Source organism: Methylobacterium sp. Leaf466, assembly GCF_001425565.1.
In the GTDB taxonomy this organism is placed as follows: Bacteria; Pseudomonadota; Alphaproteobacteria; order Rhizobiales; family Beijerinckiaceae; genus Methylobacterium.
In genome coordinates this window covers 1-23,069 of record NZ_LMRC01000009.1, presented here as the reverse complement: position 1 = coordinate 23,069, position 23,069 = coordinate 1, and the positions used below count along the sequence as shown (strand labels likewise).

Annotated in this window: 16 protein-coding genes and 1 pseudogene; 7 read left to right on the top strand and 10 right to left on the bottom strand. The window is 70.6% G+C overall.

The window, feature by feature from the left end:
• Nucleotides 1–33: 33 nt before the first annotated feature.
• Genes dprA through ASG59_RS05660 form a run of 4 tightly spaced genes read right to left on the bottom strand, consistent with a single transcriptional unit; the run spans nucleotide 34 to nucleotide 4,211 of the window.
• Nucleotides 34–1,224 carry a DNA-processing protein DprA gene (dprA, locus tag ASG59_RS05675; RefSeq protein WP_056407450.1) on the bottom strand — a complete coding sequence of 397 codons (1,191 nt, stop codon included), beginning with the start codon at nucleotides 1,222–1,224 and terminating at the stop codon, nucleotides 34–36.
• Between the two features lie 29 nt (nucleotides 1,225–1,253).
• Complete coding sequence (gene plsY, locus ASG59_RS05670) at nucleotides 1,254–1,871, bottom strand: glycerol-3-phosphate 1-O-acyltransferase PlsY (RefSeq protein WP_244475639.1); 618 nt, start codon at nucleotides 1,869–1,871, stop codon at nucleotides 1,254–1,256.
• A gap of 29 nt (nucleotides 1,872–1,900) precedes the next feature.
• Entirely contained in the window at nucleotides 1,901–3,262 is a 1,362-nt protein-coding gene (locus ASG59_RS05665; RefSeq protein WP_056407448.1) for a dihydroorotase, read from the bottom strand.
• Between the two features lie 4 nt (nucleotides 3,263–3,266).
• Nucleotides 3,267–4,211, bottom strand: a complete 945-nt coding sequence (locus ASG59_RS05660) for an aspartate carbamoyltransferase catalytic subunit (protein ID WP_055883010.1) — start codon at nucleotides 4,209–4,211, stop codon at nucleotides 3,267–3,269.
• Between the two features lie 307 nt (nucleotides 4,212–4,518).
• Between ASG59_RS05660 and topA the strand changes: the two genes are divergently transcribed.
• On the top strand, nucleotides 4,519–7,284 hold the full coding sequence (topA, locus tag ASG59_RS05655) for a type I DNA topoisomerase (RefSeq protein WP_056407446.1): 2,766 nt from the start codon (nucleotides 4,519–4,521) through the stop codon (nucleotides 7,282–7,284).
• A 194-nt stretch (nucleotides 7,285–7,478) separates the two neighbouring features.
• On the opposite strand, the gene ASG59_RS05650 is transcribed toward topA, so the two are convergent.
• Nucleotides 7,479–7,679, bottom strand: a complete 201-nt coding sequence (locus ASG59_RS05650) for a hypothetical protein (protein WP_056407443.1) — start codon at nucleotides 7,677–7,679, stop codon at nucleotides 7,479–7,481.
• 230 nt (nucleotides 7,680–7,909) lie between these two features.
• Between ASG59_RS05650 and ASG59_RS05645 the strand changes: the two genes are divergently transcribed.
• Both ASG59_RS05645 and parE read left to right on the top strand, forming a co-directional pair.
• The gene (locus tag ASG59_RS05645; RefSeq protein WP_056407441.1) at nucleotides 7,910–9,898 is read left to right on the top strand and encodes a PhoX family phosphatase; all 1,989 of its coding nucleotides are present in this window, start codon (nucleotides 7,910–7,912) and stop codon (nucleotides 9,896–9,898) included.
• Between the two features lie 117 nt (nucleotides 9,899–10,015).
• Nucleotides 10,016–12,151 (top strand): DNA topoisomerase IV subunit B, encoded by a 2,136-nt coding sequence (gene parE / locus ASG59_RS05640; protein WP_056407439.1) that lies wholly within the window; start codon nucleotides 10,016–10,018, stop codon nucleotides 12,149–12,151.
• 309 nt (nucleotides 12,152–12,460) lie between these two features.
• Here parE and ASG59_RS05635 read toward each other — a convergent pair.
• The 4 genes and pseudogenes from ASG59_RS05635 to trpA all read right to left on the bottom strand — a co-directional run.
• Nucleotides 12,461–13,129, bottom strand: a pseudogene (locus tag ASG59_RS05635) (porin family protein); the annotation flags it as partial.
• 132 nt (nucleotides 13,130–13,261) lie between these two features.
• Nucleotides 13,262–14,587, bottom strand: coding sequence for a folylpolyglutamate synthase/dihydrofolate synthase family protein (locus ASG59_RS05630; protein ID WP_055885315.1), 1,326 nt, complete (start codon nucleotides 14,585–14,587; stop codon nucleotides 13,262–13,264).
• Nucleotides 14,588–14,626: 39 nt separating this feature from the next.
• Entirely contained in the window at nucleotides 14,627–15,544 is a 918-nt protein-coding gene (gene accD / locus ASG59_RS05625) for an acetyl-CoA carboxylase, carboxyltransferase subunit beta (protein ID WP_056407477.1), read from the bottom strand.
• A 99-nt stretch (nucleotides 15,545–15,643) separates the two neighbouring features.
• Nucleotides 15,644–16,498, bottom strand: coding sequence for a tryptophan synthase subunit alpha (trpA, locus tag ASG59_RS05620; RefSeq protein ID WP_055885301.1), 855 nt, complete (start codon nucleotides 16,496–16,498; stop codon nucleotides 15,644–15,646).
• A 266-nt stretch (nucleotides 16,499–16,764) separates the two neighbouring features.
• Between trpA and ASG59_RS05615 the strand changes: the two genes are divergently transcribed.
• The 4 genes from ASG59_RS05615 to gluQRS all read left to right on the top strand — a co-directional run bounded on the left by ASG59_RS05615 (nucleotide 16,765) and on the right by gluQRS (nucleotide 20,502).
• Nucleotides 16,765–18,810 (top strand): ATP-binding protein, encoded by a 2,046-nt coding sequence (locus tag ASG59_RS05615; RefSeq protein WP_056407437.1) that lies wholly within the window; start codon nucleotides 16,765–16,767, stop codon nucleotides 18,808–18,810.
• A gap of 148 nt (nucleotides 18,811–18,958) precedes the next feature.
• Complete coding sequence (locus ASG59_RS05610) at nucleotides 18,959–19,231, top strand: hypothetical protein (protein WP_055885297.1); 273 nt, start codon at nucleotides 18,959–18,961, stop codon at nucleotides 19,229–19,231.
• A gap of 130 nt (nucleotides 19,232–19,361) precedes the next feature.
• Nucleotides 19,362–19,553, top strand: a complete 192-nt coding sequence (locus ASG59_RS05605; RefSeq protein WP_055885294.1) for a hypothetical protein — start codon at nucleotides 19,362–19,364, stop codon at nucleotides 19,551–19,553.
• 73 nt (nucleotides 19,554–19,626) lie between these two features.
• On the top strand, nucleotides 19,627–20,502 hold the full coding sequence (gluQRS, locus tag ASG59_RS05600) for a tRNA glutamyl-Q(34) synthetase GluQRS (RefSeq protein WP_055885290.1): 876 nt from the start codon (nucleotides 19,627–19,629) through the stop codon (nucleotides 20,500–20,502).
• Between the two features lie 111 nt (nucleotides 20,503–20,613).
• On the opposite strand, the gene ASG59_RS05595 is transcribed toward gluQRS, so the two are convergent.
• A complete protein-coding gene (locus tag ASG59_RS05595; protein WP_244475638.1) occupies nucleotides 20,614–22,596 on the bottom strand; it encodes a M23 family metallopeptidase in 1,983 nt (660 codons plus the stop codon).
• Nucleotides 22,597–23,069: the final 473 nt, after the last annotated feature.

Sequence of the window (23,069 nt, the reverse complement as noted above, 5' to 3'; positions counted from 1 at the left end):
TACGGTTCCCGCTTGATCCAAGCGGAAACCGTATCACCCCACCAGAGACACCGCCCCGCTGCCGTGGCGCTCGATGCGGCCGTCGAGTTCCATTTCCAGCAGCATCGTCTGGACGACGCGGACGCCCAGGCCCGAGGCACGGGCGAGTTCGTCGGTGCCGATCGGGGTCGGGCTGAGATAGGCGACGAGCCGGGCGCGCTCGTCCTGCGGCGGGCCGTCGTCGCGCGCGTAGACGTCGGCGGCCCTCGCCTCTCCCGCCGGCACGCCGCCCGGCCCGTCGCCGAAATCGAGCTCGTCCCAGAACAGAGGCGACTCGCCGAGGTCGGGACCCGCCTCGTCCGCGATCTCGCCAAAGCCGCCGCGGTCGATCAGGGGGGCGATGGCGCAGGTGACGTGCTCCACCTCCGCCACCAGGGTCGCCCCCTGCCGGATCAGGTCGTTGGTGCCCTCCGCCCGCGGGTCGAGGGGGGAGCCCGGCACCGCGAAGACCTCGCGGCCCTGTTCGTTGGCGAAGCGTGCGGTGATGAGCGAGCCCGAGCGCCGGGCCGCCTCCACCACCACAGTGCCGAAGGCGAGCCCCGAGATGATGCGGTTGCGCCGGGGGAAGTCGCGCCCGCGCGGCTCCCAGCCCATGGGCATCTCGGCCACCACCGCCCCGCCCTGCGCCAGGATGGCCTCCACCAGCGGCGCGTGGGCGGCCGGATAGATCCGGTCGTGGCCGCCCGCCAGCACCGCCACGGTCCCGTCCCTCAGCGCCGCCCTGTGAGCGCGGGCGTCGATGCCCCGGGCCAGGCCCGAGACCACCACCAGTCCGGCCTCGCCGAGCCCCCGCGACAGGCGTTCGGTGAAGGCGAGACCCGCCGCCGAGGCGTTGCGCGAGCCGACGATGGCCACCGCGGGCCGGTCGAGGATGGCCGCCTGCCCGCGCACGGCGAGGAGGGGCGGCGCGGAATCGGCGGCCTGGAGCAGCTTGGGATACGCCTCCTCCCCCATGGCGACGAGGCTGACGCCGAGGCGGGCGGCGGCCTCGATCTCGGCCTCGGCCTGGGCGATCGTCGGCGGCACCACACGCTTCAGGCCGCGCATGGTCAGGCCCGGCAGGGCGTCGAGGGCCTGACCCGCGCCGCCGAAGCGGTTGATCAGGGTGCGGAAGCTGCGCGGGCCGACGCCCTCGGTGCGGATGAGGCGCAGCCAGTCGCGCCGCTGCCGGTCGGTGAGTTGCATGGCCGCCCCCGAACGGGCCGGCCCGACGCTCAGCCCTTCTGCCCGATCCGCCCCTCCGACCCGTCGAGCAACCGTCGGATGTTGGGGGCGTGCTTCCACCATAGCAGCGCGCACAGGAGAAGGAACAGCAGCGCAACCGAAGGCTGTCCCAGTGCCCACAGGACGATCGGGGTGGCGGCGGAGGCGGCCAGCGCCGCAAGCGAAGAGTATTTCAGCGTGAAGGCCAGCCCGAGCCAGACGCCTGCGAAGGCGAGGAGCGCTGGCGGGCTGAAGGCGATCAACAAACCGATGAAGGTCGCGACCCCCTTGCCGCCCCTGAAGCGCAGCCACACCGGGAAGAGGTGGCCGAGGAAGGCGCCGAGCCCGGCCGCCAGCGCTGGGTTTTCCCCCCATCGCATAGCGATCAGGACGGGCACGGTGCCCTTCAACGCGTCGAGAAGCAGCGTTGCAGCGGCAAGTCCTTTGTGGCCGGTACGCAGCACATTCGTCGCACCGATATTGCCCGAACCTATCGAACGGACATCGCCGAGCCCGGCGTACTTTGTCAGGATCAATCCGAAAGGGATCGACCCGAAGGCGTAACCGAGGAAAAGTCCGACGAGAGGTACAAGGAGAGGCAGGAGTACGAACCAGCCGGGATCATCCATCGCACCCATACCCATCATCAGGTCCGTCGTCATGCTGCCGGCCTCGGTACGCCTATTTCCGGCGCGAATTCCTCGGCCCGGAACATGAGGCGTCCGGCGACGAAGGTCATCACGGCCGCACCCTGCAGGCGGGCCTCGTCGAAGGGCGAGTTCTTGGAGCGCGACTTCAGGCGCCGCTTGTCGAGGACGTAGGGCACGTCCGGGTCGATCAGCACGAGGTCGGCCGGCGCCCCGACCGCGAGGCGCCCGGCCTCGCGCCCCAGAAGGCCCGCGGGCGCGGTGGCGAGGGCGGCGAGCAGGCGCGGCAGGGCGACGTCGCCGGTATGGACGAGGCGCAATGCCGCCCCGAGCAGGGTCTCGATGCCGAGCGCCCCGTCGGCGGCTTCCGCGAAGGGCAGGCGCTTGGTCTCCACGTCCTGCGGGTTGTGGTCGGAGACGATCACGTCGACCACGCCCGCGTTGAGGGCCGCCACCAGGGCGAGGCGGTCGTGCTCGTGGCGCAAGGGCGGCGAGAGCCGGCAGAAGGTGCGGTAGTGGCCGATGTCGCCCTCGTTGAGGACGAGGTTGTTGATCGAGGCGCCGCAGGTGACGGGCAGGCCGTCCTCCTTGGCGCGGCGCACGATCTCGACCGAATCGGCACAGGAGATCATGGCGGCGTGGTAGCGCGCGCCGGTGAGGCGCACGAGGCGGATGTCGCGCTCCAGCATCACCGTCTCGGCCTCGCGCGGGATGCCGATGAGCCCGAGCCGCGAGGCCATCTCGCCCTCGTTCATCACGCCCTCGCCGACGAGGTCGGGCTCCTCCACGTGCTGCATGATCAGCGCCCCGAAATCCCGGGCGTAGGTGAGGGCGCGGCGCATCACCTGGGCGTTGCGCACCGCCTTCAACCCATCGGTGAAGGCCACCGCACCCGCCTCCTGCAGCAGGCCGAACTCGGTCATCTCCTGGCCCGCGAGGCCCTTGGTGATGGCGGCCGCCGGCAGCACGGTGACGCAGGCGGTGTCGCGCGCCCGGCGCAGCACGAAGTCGACGATGGCCGGCCCGTCGATCACCGGGTTGGTGTCGGGCATGCACACCAGCGTGGTGACGCCGCCCGCGGCGGCCGCCGCGCTGGCGCTGGCCAGCGTCTCGCGGTGCTCGGCGCCGGGCTCGCCGACGAAGGCGCGCAGGTCGATGAGGCCGGGGGCGAGGACGTGGCCGGCGCAGTCGATCTTTTGGAACCCCTCCGGTGCATCGGGAGCGGCGCCCCAGGTGATGTCCGCGATGCGTCCGTCGCGCACGAGGAGGTGGCCCGGCCCCTCTCGGCCGGTGGCCGGATCGACGAGGGTCGCGTCGGTGAGGAACAGGTCGCGACGCTCGTCGACCGGTGGGGTCTTGCTGAAAAGGGCCATGGCGTTATCCGTTCGGCAGATGCATCGCCAGCGCTTCCAGCACCGCCATGCGCACGGCCACACCCATCTCGACCTGTTCGCGGATGAGCGATTGCGCCCCGTCGGCGATGTCGGAGGAAATCTCGACGCCTCGGTTCATCGGTCCGGGATGCATCACCAGGGCGTCGGGGGCGGCGAGCGCCAGCTTCTCGGCGTCGAGGCCGAAATAGCGGAAGTACTCCTTCACGCTTGGCACGAACGAGCCGTTCATGCGCTCGCGCTGCAGGCGCAGCATCATCACGATGTCGCAGCCGGCCAAGCCCTTTCGCATGTCGGTGAAGACCTCGACGCCGAAGCGGTCGATGCCGGTGGGCAGCAGCGTCGAGGGGGCGATGACGCGCACCCGGGCGCCGAGCGCCTGCAGCAGGATGATGTTGGAGCGTGCGACCCGGCTGTGCAGCACGTCGCCGCAGATCGCGATCCTCAGCCCCTCGATCCGGCCCTTGTTGCGGCGGATGGTGAGCGCGTCGAGGAGGGCCTGGGTCGGGTGCTCGTGGGCGCCGTCGCCGGCGTTGACGACCGCGCAATCGACCTTGCGGGCCAGGAGATGCACGGCGCCCGCCGCATGGTGGCGCACCACGATGATGTCGGGGTGCATGGCGTTCAGGGTCGCGGCGGTGTCGATCAGTGTCTCGCCCTTCTTCACCGAGGACGAGGCCACCGACATGTTCATGACGTCGGCGCCCAGGCGCTTGCCGGCGAGTTCGAACGACGACTGCGTGCGCGTCGAGGGCTCGAAGAACAGGTTGATCTGGGTGCGCCCGCGCAAGGTGGTGCGCTTCTTCTCGACCTGGCGCGACAAGGCGACGGCGTCGTCGGCCCGCGCCAGCAGCGCCTCGATGTCGGGCCGGCTCAGGCCCTCGATGCCGAGGAGGTGGCGGTGGGGAAAGGCGGGTGCGGGGGCGGTCATGGCCCGCCGATGGCTACAGGCGGGGCCGGGCGCCCGCAAGCCGGTCACGTCCGGGATCGGTCCCGTGTCCGCTGCCGCGGAACCGTGGCGGGACGGGCCGTGGAACCGCCACGTCGCACCCCGGCCGGGGCGGCGCGCATTTGACATCGCGAAAGCCTTCACCCACTTCATCGCGGCGCAAGGTCCCGGGCGTCGAGGGTGCCGCGCCCTTCCGCATCATGTCTGACGACCTTCGATTCGCCGAAGTCTCGACTCGGCGGAGAAGAAGGCTCGGACCGGGACGACATGACGAGAGGCTGAATCCGACATGAAAGTCGTCGTCGTCGAGTCGCCGGCCAAAGCCAAGACGATCAACAAGTATCTCGGTCGCGACTACGAGGTGCTGGCCTCGTTCGGCCATATCCGCGACCTGCCGGCCAAGGACGGCTCGGTGGATCCGGAAGCCGACTTCCACATGCTGTGGGAGCTCGACGACCGCGGCTCCAAGCGCGTCTCCGAGATCGTGAAGGCCCTCAAGGGCGCCGACGGGCTGATCCTCGCCACCGATCCGGATCGCGAGGGTGAGGCGATCTCGTGGCACGTGGTCGAGGCGCTCAACCTGCGCAAGGCGCTCAAGGGCATGCCCGTCGAGCGGGTGACCTTCAACGCCATCACCAAGGCGGCGGTGGACACCGCCATGCGCAACCCGCGCCAGATCGACCAGGCGCTGGTGGACGCCTATCTCGCCCGCCGGGCGCTCGACTACCTCGTCGGCTTCAACCTCTCGCCGGTGCTGTGGCGCAAGCTGCCCGGCGCGAAATCCGCCGGCCGCGTCCAGTCGGTGGCCCTGCGCCTCGTCTGCGAGCGCGAGCGCGAGATCGAGAGCTTCAAGCCCCGCGAATACTGGTCCCTCGTCGCCACCCTGGTGACGCAGGAGGGCGCGGTGTTCGAGGCCCGCCTCGTGGGCGCCGACGGCAAGCGCATCCAGCGCCTCGACGTCGGCACCGGCGAGGAGGCGGCGGCGTTCAAGCGCGACCTCGAACTGGCGACGTTCCAGGTCGGCAGCGTCGAGGCCAAGCCGGCCAAGCGCCACCCCTCCCCGCCCTTCACCACGTCGACGTTGCAACAGGAGGCCTCTCGAAAGCTCGGGATGGCCCCGGCCCAGACCATGCGGGCGGCGCAGAAGCTCTACGAGGGCGTCGAGATCGGGGGCGAGACGGTCGGCCTCATCACCTACATGCGGACCGACGGCGTCGACATGGCGCCCGAGGCAATCGCCGACGCGCGCCGCGTCATCGGCCGGGAATACGGCGAGCGCTACCTGCCGAACGTTCCGCGCAAGTACAGCGCCAAGGCCAAGAACGCGCAGGAAGCCCACGAGGCCGTGCGCCCCACCGACATGGGCCGCCTGCCCAAGACCGTGGCGCGGTACGTCGATGCCGAACAGGCAAGACTCTACGACCTGATCTGGACCCGCACCGTGGCGAGCCAGATGGAATCGGCCGAATTGGAGCGTACCACCGTCGACATCGTGGGGTCGGTGGGCCTGCGAAAGATCGACCTGCGCGCTACCGGCCAGGTGGTGAAGTTCGACGGTTTCCTCACCCTCTACCAGGAGGGCAAGGACGATGAGGAGGACGAGGACGGCAAGCGCCTGCCGCCGATGAGGGCCGGCGACCCGCTCAAGCGCGAGCGCATCGTCTCGACCCAGCATTTCACCGAGCCGCCGCCGCGCTTCTCCGAGGCCAGCCTCGTCAAGCGGATGGAGGAGCTCGGCATCGGCCGTCCCTCCACCTACGCCGCCATCCTGCAGACCCTGCGCGATCGCGAGTACGTGCGCATCGACAAGAAGCGGCTGGTGGCCGAGGACAAGGGCCGCCTCGTCACGGGTTTCCTCGAGAGCTTCTTCAAGCGCTACGTCGAGTACGACTTCACCGCCGACCTCGAGGGCCAGCTCGACCGGGTCTCGAACGCCGAGATCGACTGGCGCGAGGTCCTGCGCGACTTCTGGCGCGACTTCTCCGCCGCCATCGGCGGCACCAAGGAACTGCGCGTCACCGAGGTGCTCGACGCCCTCAACGACCTGCTCGGCGCCCACATCTTCCCGCAGAAGGCGGACGGCTCGAACCCGCGCACCTGCCCGACCTGCGGCTCGGGGCAGCTCTCGCTCAAGCTCGGGAAGTTCGGCGCCTTCGTCGGCTGCTCGAACTACCCCGAGTGCAAATACACCCGCCAGCTCGCGGCGGCCTCCGTCGACGGCGAGGGCGAGGGGTCTTCCGAAAACGGGGCTCAGCCGGGCACGCGGGTGCTCGGCAACGATCCCGTCACCGGGCTGCCCGTCACTTTGCGCGACGGGCGTTTCGGCCCGTTCGTGCAGCTCGGCGAGGCCTCCACCGAGAAGGATGCGGCCAAGCCCAAGCGGTCGTCGCTGCCCAAGGGCCTGAGCCCGTCGGCGGTGGATCTGGCCAAGGCCCTGGCGCTCCTATCCCTTCCACGGGAGGTGGCACGCCACCCGGTGAGCGGCGAGCCGATCCTGGCCAACCTCGGCCGGTTCGGCCCCTACGTGCAGCACGGGAAGATGTACGCCAACCTCGGGCGCGACGACGACGTGCTGGAGATCGGCGCCAACCGCGCCATCGACATCATCGTCGCCAAGGAGCAGGGCGGCGGCCGGCGCGGACCCGCCTCCGACCCCGGCCGGGCGCTCGGCGACCACCCCGAGACCGGTAAGGCGATCGTGGTGAAGTCGGGCAAGTACGGCCCCTACGTCACCGACGGCACCACCAACGCCACCCTGCCGAAGTCGCTCTCGTCCGACGAGATCGCCCTGCCCCAGGCGCTGGAACTGATCGCCGCCCGCGAGGCGGCGGGCGGGGGCAAGAAGAAGGCCCCGGCCCGCAAGACGGCGACCAGAAGTGCGGCCGGCAAGGCGTCCCCCGCCAAGACCCCGGCCAAGAAGGCGCCTGCGAAGAAGCCGGCGGCCAAGGCTGCTACGGCCAAGGCTGCCAAGCCCGAGGCCGCCGAAGCGGCGCCCAAGGCCACCACCGCCCGCAAGCCTGCGGCGAAGAAGCCGGCGGTGCGTAAGAAAGCGTGAACGGACGGGGCGCCCGGCTTCACCGGGGTGCCGCGAGACGACCTACCGTCCCGATCGGTCTCGGAGCCTTCGCCAATGTCTGCGGAGGCTGACCCCTTTTGTCCCCGGTGATATCCGGCTCGCGATGGGACGCACCCTCATCCGGGTTGGTCGTTGCCGGCCGGTCGAGCCGCTGCCTTCGACAGGAGTCTGGATCAGCCGAGGATGAGGAAGACGCCGTAGCTCGCGATGAAGCCGGAAACCGAGAGGGCCGACAGGGTCAGCAGGCGCCTCGGCGTTCCGACGGCGCCGTCGTCCTGGCCGTATTCCGGCGGGGCGAAGGTATGCCCGGCCGCGGCCGCCGTGCGCATGAGGTCGTCGTGACGGGCCATGCTGAGTGCTGCCGACGGTGCCATGCCATCCCCCGCTCACGGTCCCGGACCACTGGGGGGATGACGCGAACGGTCGCGCTTTGTTCCCGGTGCTTCAGGTCGTCGTGACGGTCTGCCTCGACACGGTCTTTCTCCAGGCCGTCATGCCGCCTATGGCCGCCGCGGCGTCATCGCACTGCCACGCAGGCAGGATACGCGGCAGGATCGCACCGGCCACCGCAGACCCCATTGGCCCGACCAAAACGGAGCCGACCATGATCGACCCGTCCCGCACCCGTTCGCAGGCGGCCGAGGACGCCGAGGACATCGGCACCAACCTCAGCCCCAACCCCACCTTCGGCGACGTGGTGGCCGCCCGCTTCGACCGGCGCGACCTGCTGCGGGGGCTGCTCGGCGTCGGCGCCATCGCGGCCGTGGTGACGCCCCGCGCGCTCGCGGCCGGCAGCGCGCGGGCGGCGGACGGTACGGCGGCCTCGCCGTTTCCGTTCAACGAGATCGCCGCCGGCTCTGACGACCGCCATCACGTCGCCGAGGGGCACGATGCCGACGTGCTGATCCGCTGGGGCGATCCGGTCCTGCCCGGCGCGCCGGCCTTCGACCCGCGCAACCAGTCGGCCGAGGCGCAGGGCCGACAGTTCGGCTACAACAACGACTTCGTCGGGTATTTCCCGATGCCGGGGGCGGCGGACCCGGCGGCGCACGGCCTGCTGGTCGTCAACCACGAGTACACCAACGAGGAGCTGATGTTCCCCGGCCTCGGCCGGCAGGACATCAAGAGCGTCGCCCTGGCCGGGATGACGGCCGACCTCGTCGGGATCGAGATGGCCGCCCACGGCGGCTCGGTCATCGAGGTCCGGAAGGTCGACGAGAAATGGCGGGTCGTGCCGGATTCGGCCTACGCCCGCCGCATCACCGCCACGACGCCGATGACGATCGCCGGCCCGGCCGCGGGCGCGGACCGGATGAAGACAAGCGCCGACCCGGACGGCCGCACCGTACTCGGCATGATCAACAATTGTGCCGGCGGCACAACGCCTTGGGGGACGTGGCTCACCTGCGAGGAGAACATCAACTACTACTTTTCCGGGACCCTCGCCGAGGGCTCGCCGGAGGCCGGGAACCACAAGCGCCTCGGCATCCCCGGGAACGCCTACGCCTGGGGCCGCTTCGACCCCCGCTTCGACGTGGGCGCCGAGCCCAACGAGGCCAACCGCTTCGGCTGGGTGGTGGAGATCGACCCCTTCGACCCCGCCAGCGTGCCCAAGAAGCGTACCGCCATGGGCCGGTTCAAGCACGAGGGGGCGGCCGGCATCGTCTCGAGCGCCGGCCGCTACGTGGTCTACCAGGGCGACGACCAGCGCTTCGACTACGTCTACAAGTTCGTCACCGCCGACGCGGTCGCCGCCGATGCATCGGCCAACCGCGACATCCTCGACCGCGGCACGCTGCATGTCGCCCGCTTCGACGCCGACGGACGCGGCACCTGGCTGCCTTTGGTGTTCGGCCAGGGCCCGCTGACCCCGCAGAACGGATTCGCCAGCCAGGCCGACGTGCTGATCCAGACCCGCCTCGCGGCGGATGCGCTCGGCGCCACCAAGATGGACCGGCCCGAGGACGTCGAGGCCAACGCCAGGACGGGCAAGGTCTACGTCATGCTCACCAACAATGCCTCGCGAAAGCCCGACGACGTGAATGCCGCCAACCCGCGCGGCGACAACCGCTTCGGCCACATCGTCGAACTCACCCCCGACGACGGCGACCATGCCGCCCCCGGGTTCGCCTGGGAGATCCTGGTGCGCTGCGGCGATCCGGCGATCGCGGCGGTGGGGGCGACCTTCTCCTCGTCCACCACCAAGGACGGCTGGTTCGGCATGCCCGACAATTGCGCGGTGGATTCACAAGGGCGGCTCTGGGTCGCCACCGACGGCAATTCCGCTTCCCGCACCGGGCGCAACGACGGCATCTGGGGACTCGAGACCGAAGGGGCGGGACGCGGGACCGCCAAGCACTTCTTCCGCGTGCCCAACGGCGCCGAGATGTGCGGCCCCTATTTCACCCCCGACGACACCACCTTCTTCGTGGCCGTGCAGCACCCCGGCGAGGCCGACGAGGACGATCCGAAGGCCAAGCCCGCCACCTTCGAGGCGCCCTCGACCCGCTGGCCGGACTTCGACGAGGGCATGCCGCCGCGCCCGGCGGTGGTGGCGATCACTCGGCGCGGGGGCGGCCGGGTCGGAAGCTGAGGCGCCGTCGGGAGGACGTTAACGGAAACGGCGCAAGCTGATCTAAACCGTGAAGCGGCCCGCCCCGCCCCGGGTGCGCCGCTTCACGTTTCCGTTTCGTTCCAGTATGGTCGCGCGATGACTCAACGTGAGACGCCCCGTCAGGCTCCCCAGGCCGAAGCCGTCGGCCGGCCGGTGGATCTCTTCGCTCCGGCACCCCCGCGCGCCCGGTCGCCGGCGGCCGCCCGCACGCCGTTGCCCAAAGCTCCGCAGGACGGCAAGCCTCCGCAGGACGGCAAGGCTCTGTTGGACATAAAGGCTCCGCAGGACGTGGCGGAAGCGGGCTACGACGCCTCCTCCATCGAGGTGCTGGAGGGGCTGGAACCCGTCCGGCGCCGGCCGGGCATGTACATCGGCGGCACCGACGAGCGCGCCCTGCACCACCTCTTCGCCGAGGTGGTCGACAACGCGATGGACGAGGCGGTGGCGGGCCACGCCAGCTTCATCGAGGTCGAACTGGAGGAGAGCGGCCACCTCGTGGTCACCGACAACGGCCGCGGCATCCCCGTCGACCCGCACCCGAAGTTTCCGGGCAAGTCGGCGCTGGAGGTCATCATGACCACGCTGCATGCCGGCGGAAAGTTCGATTCCAAGGTCTACGAGACGTCCGGCGGCCTGCACGGCGTCGGCATCTCGGTGGTCAACGCCCTGTCCGACCTCCTCGAGGTCGAGGTCGCCCGCGGCCAGACCCTCTACCGCCAGACCTTTTCGCGCGGGCACGCGCAGGGCGGCCTGGAGACGGTGGGCCGGGTGCAGAACCGGCGCGGCACGCGGGTGCGCTTCCACCCCGACGCGCAGATCTTCGGGGCGTTGAAGTTCGACCCGCGCCGGCTGTTCAGGATGGCCCGCTCCAAGGCCTATCTGTTCGGCGGCGTCGAGATCCGCTGGCGCTGCGCGCCCGCCCTTCTGGAGGGGATCGACGACGTCCCGGCCGAGACCGTGCACCGTTTCCCCGGGGGCTTGCGCGACTATCTCGCCCGCGATCTCGAGGGCAAGGAACTCGTCACCGACGGCATCTTCTCGGGGAAGGTCGCCAAACCGGGAGGCCACGGCTCCCTCGAATGGGCGGTGGCCTGGATGGTCGTGGACGACGGCGTCTCGGCCTCTTACTGCAACACCATCCCCACCGCAGAGGGCGGCACCCACGAGAGCGGCCTGCGCGTCGCCCTGCTGCGGGCGCTGCGCGAGCACGCCGAGCGGGTCGGCCAGGCCAAGCGCATGGCCCATGTCACCACCGACGACGTGATGGCTACCTGCGCCTCGATGCTCTCCGTCTTCATCCGCGAGCCGGAGTTCCAAGGCCAGACCAAGGACAAGCTCGCCACGGTGGAGGCCTCGCGCATCGTCGAGACGGCGATCCGCGATGCCTTCGATCATTGGCTCGCCGCCTCCCCGGCCCAGGCCAACAAGCTGCTCGACTGGGTGATCGACCGGGCCGAGGAGCGCCTGCGCCGCCGCCAGGAGAAGGAGGTCGCGCGGAAATCCGCCACCCGCAAGCTGCGCCTGCCGGGCAAGCTCGCCGATTGCTCCAAGGCCGGCATGGCCGGCTCGGAGATCTTCATCGTCGAGGGCGATTCCGCTGGCGGTTCCGCCAAGCAGGCCCGGGACCGGGCGAGCCAGGCGATCCTGCCGCTGCGGGGCAAGATCCTCAACGTGGCGAGCGCCAGCCGGGACAAGATGGGCGCCAACCAGCTCATCTCCGACCTGACCCAGGCGCTCGGCTGCGGCACCGGCTCCGCCTACCGGGGCGAGGACCTGCGCTACGAGAAGGTCATCATCATGACCGACGCCGACGTCGACGGCGCCCATATCGCTTCGCTGCTGATCACCTTCTTCTACCGGCAGATGCCCAAGCTCATCGACAAGGGGCACCTCTACCTCGCGATCCCGCCGCTCTACCGGCTGACCCACGGCGCCAAGACGGCCTATGCCCGCGACGACGCCCACAAGGCGCAGGTGATCAAGACCGTGTTCAAGGGCGCCAAGGTCGAGATCGGGCGCTTCAAGGGCCTGGGTGAGATGATGCCGGCGCAGCTGAAGGAGACCACCATGGACCCGGGGAAGCGCACGCTCCTGCGCGTCGCGGTCCTGGAGGACGCCCGCGCCTCCACCGGCGACGCCGTCGAGCGCCTGATGGGCAACAAGCCCGAAGCGCGCTTCGCCTTCATCTCCGAACGCGCCGCCTTCGCGGACGGGGCGGAACTCGATATCTGAGGCGCGCCGGAACATCTCTCCCCAGTCGTGGGGAGGGTGTCCCGATGCGTTGTCGTCTGACAACGAAAAAGCCCGGCCGCGAGGCCGGGCTTTTTGACGTTCTGTCGTCGAACCTCCCCCGCCGGGCGTGCCGGCGAGGGAGCGTTCGGATCCTAGTAGGAGCCGAACTTGTAGTTCAGGCCGGCGCGGACGGCGACGAACTCGGTGCCGTTGCTGCGGTTGGAGAAGCCGGGCTGGCGGTAGGTGACGCCGTTGGTGTCGAAGGCGTAGACGCCGGCGTTGCGGTTGTTGTTAGATCGGAAGAGCGTCGGCCGAGGACTTGAAGAAGTTCAGGAAGGAGTCGGTGGGRAGGGCGTACTCGAYACCRCCGCCGGCGGCGTAGCCGGTGCGGAAGTCGTCGTTGCCGCGGAAGCCGCCGAACGAACGCTCGTTGCTGCCGGCGCCGTAGGCGAAGCCGCCGGTGCCGTAGAACAGGACCTTGTCGAAGGCGTAACCGATGCGGCCGCGCACGGTGCCGAAGTAGTCGAGGCTGGCGGTGCCACGGGGATCGACGAAGGTGACGTTGCCGTCGATCGGGGCGAAGCCGGGGGTCAGGACGAAGTTGGTGCGGTTACGGCCGAAGTCGACGTACTGGGCGTCGGCCTCGATACCGACCACCAGGCCCGAGCCCGGGGTGAACTGGTAGTTGTAGCCGACCTGGCCACCGCCGGTGAAGCCTTCGTTGGAGCTGTTGGAGAAGGCGATCTGCGACGGTCCGGCGGCGAAGCCGGTGAGGTTGCCGCTGCGAACGAGGTTCGGGAACACGTTGTCGTAGACGTCGAAGCCGTAGCCGGCGTTGATACCGAAGTAGAAGCCCGTCCAGGTGAAGACCGGGACCGGAACGAAGACCGGCGGCGCGGCGCGGCGCGGAAGGTCTGCGGCCGAAGCGACGGTGGTCAGCGCGGTGAAGGCGGCGAGCGAGGTGAGAAGCTTTTTCATCGGTTGTCCCCAGAAACGAAGTCCGTTCGAAGGGAAGCTAATCGATCCGGGCTTGCTAAGCTGTAGCGCCGAGGACACACGACTGGCGGACGTGAAGTTGCGACGTCTTTCGCCCTGTGCCGGGACGAGTCTTCAGGTCGGCGGCGTGCCGTTGGCCTCCAGTACGGCGCCTGCGAGATACAGCGATCCGCAGATCAGGATGCGCGGCGGCTTCTCGAACGCGGTGTCGGCTAGCCCTTCGAGAGCCGCCTCGACGCCCGACGCGATCGTGACGTTGAGGCCGACGTCGGTGGCGATGCGTGCGATCTCCTCGGCCGGGCGGGCCGCCATCTGCCCGGCGATCGGCACGGCCACGAGGCCGCGCGCCAGCCCGACGAAGTTGCGCAGGAAGCCCTCCGCGTCCTTGGTGCCGAGCAGGCCCGCGATGATCACGAGGGGCACGTCGCTGCGCTCGCCGAGATCCGCCATCGCCGCGGCCAGGATGCGGCCCCCGTCGACGTTGTGGCCGCCGTCGAGCCAGAGTTCGGCGCCCGCCGGGGCGAGGTCTGCGAGACGGCCGCGGTTGAGGCGCTGCAGGCGACCGGGCCATTCGACGTTGCGCAGGCCCGCCTCCACCGCCTCGACGCCGATGTCGCCGAAGCCCGCGGCGCGAAGGGCCGCGATCGCGGTGGCGGCGTTGGTGAACTGGTGGCGCCCCGACAGGCGTGGCTGGGGCAGGTCGAACAGGTCGGTCTCGTCCTGGTAGACGAGGCGGCCGTTCTCCTCGTGGACGGAGAAGTCCTGGTTGCCGACCCACACCGGCGTCGCCCCGACCGCGTCCGCATGGCGGCACAGGACCGCGTCCGCCTCGGCGTAATCCTGCGCGGCGATCACCGCCGGGCAGCCGCGCTTGAAGATGCCGGCCTTCTCGGTGGCCACGGCCTCGACGGTGTCGCCGAGGTATTCGGCGTGATCGCGCCCGATCGGCGTCACCACCGCGCAGGCGGGCTTGTCGATGACGTTGGTGGCGTCGACCCGGCCGCCGAGGCCGACTTCGAGGAGCAGCACGTCGGCCGGCGCCTCCGAGAACAGCAGCAGCGCCGCGGCCGTGGTGATCTCGAACACCGTGATCGGTTCCCCGGCGTTCACGGCCTCGCAGCGCGCCAGCGCCTCGGCCAGGCGCTCCTCGGGCACGAAATGGCCGCCGCCGATGGCGCCGATGCGGATGCGCTCGTGGAACCGCACGAGGTGGGGCGAGGTGTAGACGTGCGCGGCCAGGCCCGCCGCCTCGAGGATCGCCCGCATGAAGGCGATGGTCGATCCCTTGCCGTTGGTGCCGGCCACGTGGATCACCGGCGGCAGCCGCCGCTCGGGATGGTCGAGCCGCGCCAGGAGCCGTTCGATCCGCCCCAGGGACAGGTCGATGGTGCGCGGATGCAGGGCGAGGAAGCGCGCCATGAGCGCGTCGGAGGAATCCATGGCGGAGGAATCCATAGGAGGCCGCTTGCGTCGTCGGGGTCAGGCCGGTTCGGCCACGGAAGGCTGTTGCGGGGCGGGCCGGGGCGAGCCGGCGTCGGCACGCTGGTCCATCAGCAGGCCGCACAGGCGCACCACGGTCTCCTTGAGGGCGTGGCGATGGACGACCTGGTCCACCATGCCGCGGGCCAGGAGGTACTCCGAGCGCTGGAAGCCGTCGGGCAGCTTCTCGCGGATCGTCTGCTCGATCACGCGGGGGCCGGCAAAGCAGATCAGGGCCCCCGGCTCGGCGAGATGGACGTCGCCCAGCATCGCGAAGGAGGCGGTGACGCCGCCCGTGGTCGGGTTCGTCAGCACCACCACGTAGGGCAGCTTGGCGGCGTTGAGCCGGCGGATCGCCACGGTGGTGCGCGGCATCTGCATCAGCGAGAGGATGCCCTCCTGCATGCGCGCGCCGCCCGAGGCCGAGAACAGGACGAAGGGGGTGCGCTTGTCGAGCGCCGTCTCGGCCCCGCGGATGAAGGCCTCGCCGGCGGCCATGCCGAGGGAGCCGGCCATGAAGGCGAAATCCTGGACCGCCAGGGTCATGGGCAGACCGCCGACCCGGCCGAACCCGATCTTGAACGCGTCGGTCATGCCGGTCTTGGCGCGCGCCTCCCGCAGCCGGTCGACGTAGCGTTTCTCGTCGCGGAACCGGAGCGGATCGGCCGCCACCTCGGGCAGGGGCACGTCGATCCAGGTGCCCTCGTCGAACATCATCTTGAGGCGCGCCTGGGCGCTCATCTTCAGGTGATGCTCGGAGCCGGGGATGACCCACAGGTTCCCCTCGACCTCCTTGTGGAAGACCATCTGGCCGGTGTCCGGACATTTGATCCAGAGGTTCTCGGGCGTCTCGCGCTTGAACAGCGTCTTGATCCTGGGCCGGACGACCTCAGAGATCCAGTTCATCGGTTCCACCATCATCCAGACGCCGTTCCTCTCAACGCGACTTCGGTGCGCGCGACCCGTCGTTCAAGGCTCGGGTCGACGAAGGGCCCGTTCGCAGGTTGCCGGCGGGGCTCAGGCCCGGGTGCCGGCCGCCTCCCGGATGCCGGCGGCCAAATCGCGCACGAGGCCGCTCACCGCCTCGACGGTGCCGGACCCGGCCGCACCCTGCGCGTCGAGCGAGCGATGCAGCGCGTCCACCAGCGCCGAACCGACCACGACGCCGTCCGCCCCCCTGGCGATCGCGGCCGCATCGGCCCCCGTCCTGACGCCGAAGCCCACCACGATGGGCAGGTCGGTGTGAAGGCGGATGCGCGACACCGCCTCGGCCACCCGGCCGAAGTCCGGGGTCGCGGTCCCGGTGATGCCGGTGATCGACACGTAGTAGACGAAACCGGCGGTGTTCGCGAGGACCGCCGGCAGGCGCCGCGCGTCGGTGGTGGGCGTGGCGAGGCGGATGAAGGCCAGGCCCTTGGCCAGCGCCGGCAGGCACAGCTCGTCGTCCTCCTCCGGCGGCAGGTCGACCACGATGAGGCCGTCGATGCCCGCCGCCACCGCATCGTCGAGGAAGCGGTCGACGCCGTAGGCGTGGATCGGGTTGTAGTAGCCCATCAGGATCACCGGCGTGCCCGCATTCCCGGCCCGGAACCGGCGCACGAGGTCGAGGGTCGCCACCACGCCCTGGCCGCCCTTGAGGGCGCGCAGGGCGGCGGCCTGGATCGCGGGGCCGTCGGCCATCGGGTCGGTGAAGGGAAGCCCGAACTCGACGATGTCGGCGCCCGCACCCGGCAGGGCCTCGAGGATCCGCAGGGAGGTCTCCGCATCGGGGTCGCCGGCCATGACGTAGGTGACGAGGGCGGCCCGCCCCTCCGCCCGGCACCGGGCGAAGGTGGCATCGATGCGGGTCGTGGGCGAAGTCGTCTCGGTCATGGCGTCACGTCTCGGAATGCGTCTGGCGGTCGGTGTCCGCGCGGAAGGCTGCCGGCCGGCCCGGGGACATCCCGGTCGGGGACATCCCGTCGGGAGCGGGCTCGCGGGCGCCGGGCTCGTCTTCGATCGCTCGCGCTACACCATCGCGACCGGCCCGTGAAGCGGCGCCCGACCCGGCCGGCGATCCGGGCGCCGGGCGGTAAAGGCGTCCTTCACGCTTCTTCGCCACCATCGCCCGCGGCAGCGGCGACGCCGGGGGAGGCGAGATGGTCTGGATCGAGGTCGTCGCCTGCCTGCTGGCGGGGCTCACGGGGGCGGCCGCCGTCGCGGCCGTCGGGCGCCGCCGGTCCGCGGCCGCCGGGGAAGTCTCGGAGGTCGAGCATCTCGAGGATCGGATCTGGCAGCTCTCGGAGAGCGAGGAACGCTACCGGGCGCTGGTCGAGGCGACCACCGACGTCGTCGTGCAGCGCGACGCGCAGGGGCGCATCACCTTCGCCAGCGACGGCTTCGCGCGGCTCCTGGGGCGGGCGCCGATCGACCTCGTCGGCTCCACGACCATCCTGCCGGTGGTGGCGCAGGGACCGACCGAGGACCGCGCCGACGGCGTGCGCCGGATCGAGGTGCAGGTCAGGCCGGTCTCAGGGCCGGCGCGGTGGTTCTCCTTCATCGAGATGCCGGTGAGCGACGCGCAGGGCCAGGTGCAATGGCTGCGCGCCGGGTCCGACGTCACCGCCCGCGTCGAGGCGGCCCGTTCCCTGGACGAGGCCCTAAGCCGGGCCGAGGCCGCCAGCGTCGCCAAGTCGCGTTTCCTCGCCACGGTCAGCCACGAGTTCCGCACGCCGCTGAACGGGATTCTCGGGATGGCCGACCTCGTGCTCGACACCGGCCTCGATGCCGAGCAGCGCACCTACGTCGAGGCCGTGCGCACCTCCGGCAAGGCCCTGCTCTCGCTCATCGACGGCATCCTCGACTTCTCGCGCATCGAGGCCGGCCGGCTCGACCTGGCCGCGGAGCCCTTCGACCTCTGTGCCCTGGCCGAGGGCGTGGTCGAGCTCCTCGCCCCGCGGGCGCAGGACAAGGGCATCGAGATCGCCCTCGACCTCGCCGACGACCTGCCCGCCACGGTGGTGGGCGATGCCGACCGGGTGCGCCAGATCCTCACCAACCTCGCCGGCAACGCCGTCAAGTTCACGGCCCAGGGCGGTGTCGGCGTCGAGATCGCGACGTCGCCGGAGGGGGTGGTGGTGCGCGTCCGCGATACCGGGTCGGGCATCCCGCAGGACCGCATTCCGGCCCTGTTCGAGGAGTTCGAGCAGGAGGACAGCAGCGCCAGCCGGCGCCACGAGGGCACCGGCCTCGGTCTCGCCATCACCCGGCGCCTCGTCGACCTCATGGAAGGGCGCATCGCGGCGACCTCGATCCTCGGCAGCGGCAGCACCTTCGAGGTCGTCCTGCCCCTGGCCCCGGGCGACGGCGCCCCCGCCGTCCCGGTATCGTTGGCGGGCCGTCACGTCCTGATCGTGGCCGGCTCGCCGTTCCAGGGGCCGTTCCTGGCACGCTGTCTGTCCCGGTCGGGCGCCGCGGCCGTGATCGTGCCGACTCCCGAGGAGGCCATCGCCGCCCTCGACGGCACGGCGTTCGATGCGGTGATCGCCGACCGTGCCCTGGGTGACGTGGCGGTGCGCGCGGTGGCGCTCGAGGCCCGCCGCAGGGGCGTGCGTTGCAGCCTCATCCTCCTGTCGCCGTTCGACCGGCGCGAGTTCGGCGCTCCGGGGGCCGCCGGCTTCGACGGCTACCTCGTCAAGCCGGTGCGGGCGCGCTCCCTGTTCGATCGCCTGCTGGCGCCCCGCGTTCCGGCTCCTTTGTCCTCCCCCGCCGCCCTGCCGATCCGGTCGCCCGCGACCCGGCGCCTGCGCGTGCTCCTGGCCGAGGACAACCCGATCAACGCGCTCCTGGCGACCCGCGCCCTGGAAAAGCTCGGCGCCCGCGTCGTCCTCGCCCGCGACGGCTGGGAGGCCCTGTCCCTGCTGGAGAGCCCCGCCAACCCGGAAGTCCCCCAAGGAGAGGATCGTTTCGACCTCGCCCTGATCGACATCCGCATGCCCGGCCTCGACGGGCTCGAGACCGCCCGCCGCATCCGGGCCCGGGAGGCCGCGACCGGAGGGCCGCGCCTGCACGTGGTCGCCCTGACCGCCAACGCCGGCCTCGCCGACGAACGCGACGCCCGCGATGCGGGCTTCGACGGGTTCCTGGCAAAGCCCCTCGACCTGCGCGCGCTGCCGATGGTGCTGGAGGGTCGCGCCGTGGCGTGAGGCCATGCCGGAAGCGTCCCGAAGCCCATGTCCCCCGAGCCCATGTCCCCCAAGCCCATGTCCCCGAACCCCATGCCCGAGGACACGGGTCGCGCGTTGACAGATCCGGACAGCCGCGCGAACACCGCGCCACGGAATCTGGGACGTCATGGGATCTGAGAACGCCTCCGCCTCACCGGCACGCGACGGCATGATCGCGCTGGCCATCGCCGCGGTCGTCCTGGCGAGCGTGCTGCTGTCGCATCTCGCTCCGGCCGCCACGCGGCCGCATGCGGTCTCCCCGGCCACGGACGAGAGCTGCGCGGAATGGGGCGACGGCTGCCGCGTCTGCCAGCGCGGCGCGGAGGGCGTGGCCTGCTCGATGCCGGGCATCGCCTGCGTCACCGGTCAGACGGCCTGCCTGCGCCGGGTCGGCGGCTGACGAAACGCCGCCTCCGGCACGCCGACGACCGGGCGGGGAGGGCCGGGATGCTGCTCTTGCTCAGTTCTCTTGGTCGCGGCGGGTGGCGAAATCCCTCCGCCCGTGCCATATCGGAGGAATGAGCGATACAATGACCAACACCCATCCGTACTCCCTGGAGATCCAGCCCCCCGCGAACCCGGGTGGCGTCTACCAGTGGTTGATCCGCAAGAACGGCAAGCTGGTGCAGCGGTCCGACCGCAGCCAGCCGACCGAGGCCAAGGCCCGTGAGAACGGTCTCTCGCAGATCGAGAAGCTGCTCTCGGGCGCCGGCGACCGCTGAAGCGTTTGGAACTCGGCCGGCGCTCTGCCGGCCGGGTTCCGCAGAGGGTGACGTGTTCTGTCGCTGATCGAGCGTGACCACACCCGTCTTCCGGTTCGCGCCAAGCCCCAACGGGCGCCTTCATCTCGGTCATGCCCATTCGGCCTGCCTCAATGCTGACTTGGCCGCTCGAATGGGTGGCCGCATCCTGCTGAGGATCGAAGACCTCGATCCCGTGCGCTCGCGCCCCGACCTGATCGCCGCCATCGAGGCGGATCTCATTTGGCTCGGGCTGCGCTTCGAGCGCCCTGTCCTGCATCAATCGTCCCGTCTCGATGTGTATCGCGACGCCATCGCCTCCCTGGCGGAGCGTGGTTTCGCCTATCCGTGCTTCTGCTCGCGCGCGACGATGTCGGCGGCCGTCGAGACCCTGGAAGCGCGTACCGGTCGGCCCTGGCCGCGTGATCCCGACGGCGTCCCCCACTATCCCGGTTCCTGCCGCGATCTGACGAACGCGGAGATCGCCGTGCGCCGCGGTGCCGGGGCGCTTCCGCTCTGGCGCCTGCACGGTGAGCGCGCCCGCGCCGCCGCTCCCGGCCCGCATCGCTGGACGACGTTCGACGCCTTCGGCGACACCGGCTGTCGCATCGCAGAACCGCACCGCTGGGGCGATGTCGTGATCGGCCGCCGCGACGTGCCGGCGAGTTATCACCTGGCGGTGGTGATCGACGACGATGCCCAGGCGGTCACCCATGTGGTGCGGGGAGCCGATCTGCTCGCCGCCACCGACATCCACGTCCTGCTCCAAGCCCTCCTCGGATTGGACCGTCCCCGCTATCACCACCACGCCCTCGTGCGCGACGGGAAGGGCGACAAGCTCGCCAAGTCGAAGGGATCGGAATCGCTGGCCGATCTCAGGGCGGCCGGCTGGACGGCCTGCGACGTGCGCGCCCAAGTCGGATTCGGCTGATACGGTTACCGCCCGAATCGAGTGGGAACCGTATCGGCGAGCCCGGGGGGCGCCTGAGCGAAGCCCATGTTCGCACCACGCCGTGATCGACCGACATGGGATGAGGTGGGGTCAGCGCATCGGTTCGCGCTGGGCCACCGCCGTGCCGTTGCGGCCCTTCAGCATCACGCCGTCGATCTGCTCGCGCTGGCGGCGGAACTCGGCCAGCAGGCGCCCGTCGAGCTCGCGCCCGCGCGGCACGCGGATCTTCATCGGATCCACGAAATGGCCGTTGATGATGACCTCGTAGTGCAGGTGCGCGCCGGTGGAGAGGCCGGTGGAGCCCACGTATCCGATCACCTGGCCCTGGCGGACCTTGGCCCCGGCCGAGACGCCGCGGGCGAAGCGCGACATGTGGTTGTAGGTGGTGACATAGCCGTTGATGTGCTGGACCTCGACCCGGCGCCCGTAGCCGGAATCCCATTCCGCCTTGATGACCGTGCCGTTGCCGGCCGCCACGATGGGCGTGCCGATCGGGTTGGACCAATCCACGCCCGTGTGCATCTTGGCGTAGCCGAGGACGGGGTGGCGCCGGTAGCCGTAGCCCGAGCGCATGATGCCGTCGGCGATGGGCTTGCGGATGAGGAACTTCTTGAGCGACCGGCCCTGGTCGTCGAGGTAGTCGATCGTCCCGTCGTCCGGCGACTGGAACCGGTAGACCCGGCGCGCCTCGCCGTTGAGGGTGAGGGCGGCATAGAGCAGGTCCGGCCGCTCGGCCGTGGCCGGGCCGGCCTCCTCGTCGTAGCCGTAGAAGACGTCGAGGGCGTCGCCCGACGAGATGCGGCGCTGGAAGTCGACGTCGTAGCCGAAGATCCGCACGAGGTCCTCCACCGCACTGCGCGGCAACTCGTGCCGGGCGGCGGTCTCGTAGAGGCTCTGGTAGAGACGCGGGCCGGAACCGCCGTCCTCCTCCTCGCCCTCGGCCTCCACGGCGGCCGGGCCCTTGCGCGCCGGCGCGTCCTGGGTGGGCGGCGCCACCGAGACGAAGACGCCGCGGTCGGTCATCGCCGCGATCGCCTCGACGCCGTTCTCGCCGTAGAGGATGACCCGTGTGATCTGTCGCGGATCGCCGGGCTTGGGGCCGGGGGCGACCTGCAGCCGGAACTGCTGGCCCTCGGGCAGGTCTCCGGTGCGGGCCTTGCCCCCCAACGCAGACAGGATGGCGCGCACCTGCGCGTCCGTGGCGCTGCCGGTGGCCTTGAGGACCGAGTCGAGGGTTTCGCCGCGTTTGATCGCGAGATCGCGCTCGTCCACCAGGGGGTGGTCGCCGCTGCGGATCTCGGTCTTGGCGAGCCGGGTGACGTTCTCGGGCACCACGAGGACGTCGATCGACTTGAAGGGGCTCGCCTCGCCCTGCGACCGGGTGGCGGCGTCGAAGTCCGGGCCGGGCCCGGCCTGCTGCAGGGTGCGCGACAGCATCATCTGCGGCGCCAGGGGGATGGTGGCGCGCCGGCCGGCCTCGTCGGCGAGGCGCTTTTCCTCGGCGACCTGTGCGGTGACGTCGTCGTCGGTGAGCGCCGGCGCGCCGGGCTCCACGGTGAGGCCCACGAGATCGCGCTTGATCACGGAGACCTCGGCGCCCGGACTGTCGGCGACGGTGGGGTCCGCCGCGCGCTCGGCCGGCTCGTCGGAGATGAACTTCATCGGGTCGAAGCGCGGCACCTCGGGCGCGAACACACCGGTGGTCATGGAGAGCGCACTGGTGATCCGCATGAACGGCCGGACCTTGATGATCTCCCGGTCCGCCAGACGGACCGTCACCGGCGTGCGGAAGGTCTGCTTGGCCGAGGCGATCATCAGGTTGCGCACCAGGCGGTCGCCTTTGCGCGAGAGGTTGATGCCGGCCTCGTCGGTGGATTGGCGGACCACCACGGGGACGCGCTCAGGGATCGCCGCAAAGGAGACGTCTCCCTGGAGGGAGACGAAGATCGCGCCGCCGATGAGGCCCGCGCCCGTGAAGCCGGTGAGAGCGCTGGCGCAGAGCCAGCGCAGGTTGACCTCGCGGCGATCGATCCGGGTGGCATCGGCACCGAGCCGGGCCAGGGGCGGATCGATGCCCCGATCGTCCCGGACGGTCTCGCGTTCCGCGTAACCCTGATCCTGCTTCGCGATCTTGAGGCGCCCACGCGTCACGCAGAAGTCCTTGGTGTCGTGGCCAGGCACCCCGAGCGGGCTTGGACCGACCAAGCATGTCGTGAGGCAGGATGTCGAGAATGAGGCGCCGCTGCTGTGAGCGAGGTTCCTGCCCGTGACGTATTTGCCGGTGAAAGGAACCGGGCGATCCGCCGAACCGTGACGGCGTCGTTCCCTGTCGGATGCCCTGTGTCCCTACTCCGGCCATCCGCTGTGACGGAACGGGCAAGGGAAGAAAGGCGCGTCGAACGCCGTGGGACGTCTCGGAACGACACCGTTCACCGATCCTGTGGTGGGCCTGTCATTTTTCTGTTGTGTGGGTGTTGACGTGTGGGGATTGGTTCGTCATAAGGCTGTCCATCGGCGGCGGCGCCGGGGTGCGGTTTCGCTTCCTG

What these genes read in the sequence shown, in the direction of transcription:
- dprA (WP_056407450.1), bottom strand. Translation starts at nt 1,224, where the DNA reads ATGCAACTCACCGACCGGCAGCGGCGCGACTGGCTGCGCCTCATCCGC.
- plsY (WP_244475639.1), bottom strand. Translation starts at nt 1,871, where the DNA reads ATGGATGATCCCGGCTGGTTCGTACTCCTGCCTCTCCTTGTACCTCTC.
- ASG59_RS05665 (WP_056407448.1), bottom strand. Translation starts at nt 3,262, where the DNA reads ATGGCCCTTTTCAGCAAGACCCCACCGGTCGACGAGCGTCGCGACCTG.
- ASG59_RS05660 (WP_055883010.1), bottom strand. Translation starts at nt 4,211, where the DNA reads ATGACCGCCCCCGCACCCGCCTTTCCCCACCGCCACCTCCTCGGCATC.
- topA (WP_056407446.1), top strand. Translation starts at nt 4,519, where the DNA reads ATGAAAGTCGTCGTCGTCGAGTCGCCGGCCAAAGCCAAGACGATCAAC.
- ASG59_RS05650 (WP_056407443.1), bottom strand. Translation starts at nt 7,679, where the DNA reads ATGGCACCGTCGGCAGCACTCAGCATGGCCCGTCACGACGACCTCATG.
- ASG59_RS05645 (WP_056407441.1), top strand. Translation starts at nt 7,910, where the DNA reads ATGATCGACCCGTCCCGCACCCGTTCGCAGGCGGCCGAGGACGCCGAG.
- parE (WP_056407439.1), top strand. Translation starts at nt 10,016, where the DNA reads ATGACTCAACGTGAGACGCCCCGTCAGGCTCCCCAGGCCGAAGCCGTC.
- ASG59_RS05630 (WP_055885315.1), bottom strand. Translation starts at nt 14,587, where the DNA reads ATGGATTCCTCCGACGCGCTCATGGCGCGCTTCCTCGCCCTGCATCCG.
- accD (WP_056407477.1), bottom strand. Translation starts at nt 15,544, where the DNA reads ATGGTGGAACCGATGAACTGGATCTCTGAGGTCGTCCGGCCCAGGATC.
- trpA (WP_055885301.1), bottom strand. Translation starts at nt 16,498, where the DNA reads ATGACCGAGACGACTTCGCCCACGACCCGCATCGATGCCACCTTCGCC.
- ASG59_RS05615 (WP_056407437.1), top strand. Translation starts at nt 16,765, where the DNA reads ATGGTCTGGATCGAGGTCGTCGCCTGCCTGCTGGCGGGGCTCACGGGG.
- ASG59_RS05610 (WP_055885297.1), top strand. Translation starts at nt 18,959, where the DNA reads ATGGGATCTGAGAACGCCTCCGCCTCACCGGCACGCGACGGCATGATC.
- ASG59_RS05605 (WP_055885294.1), top strand. Translation starts at nt 19,362, where the DNA reads ATGACCAACACCCATCCGTACTCCCTGGAGATCCAGCCCCCCGCGAAC.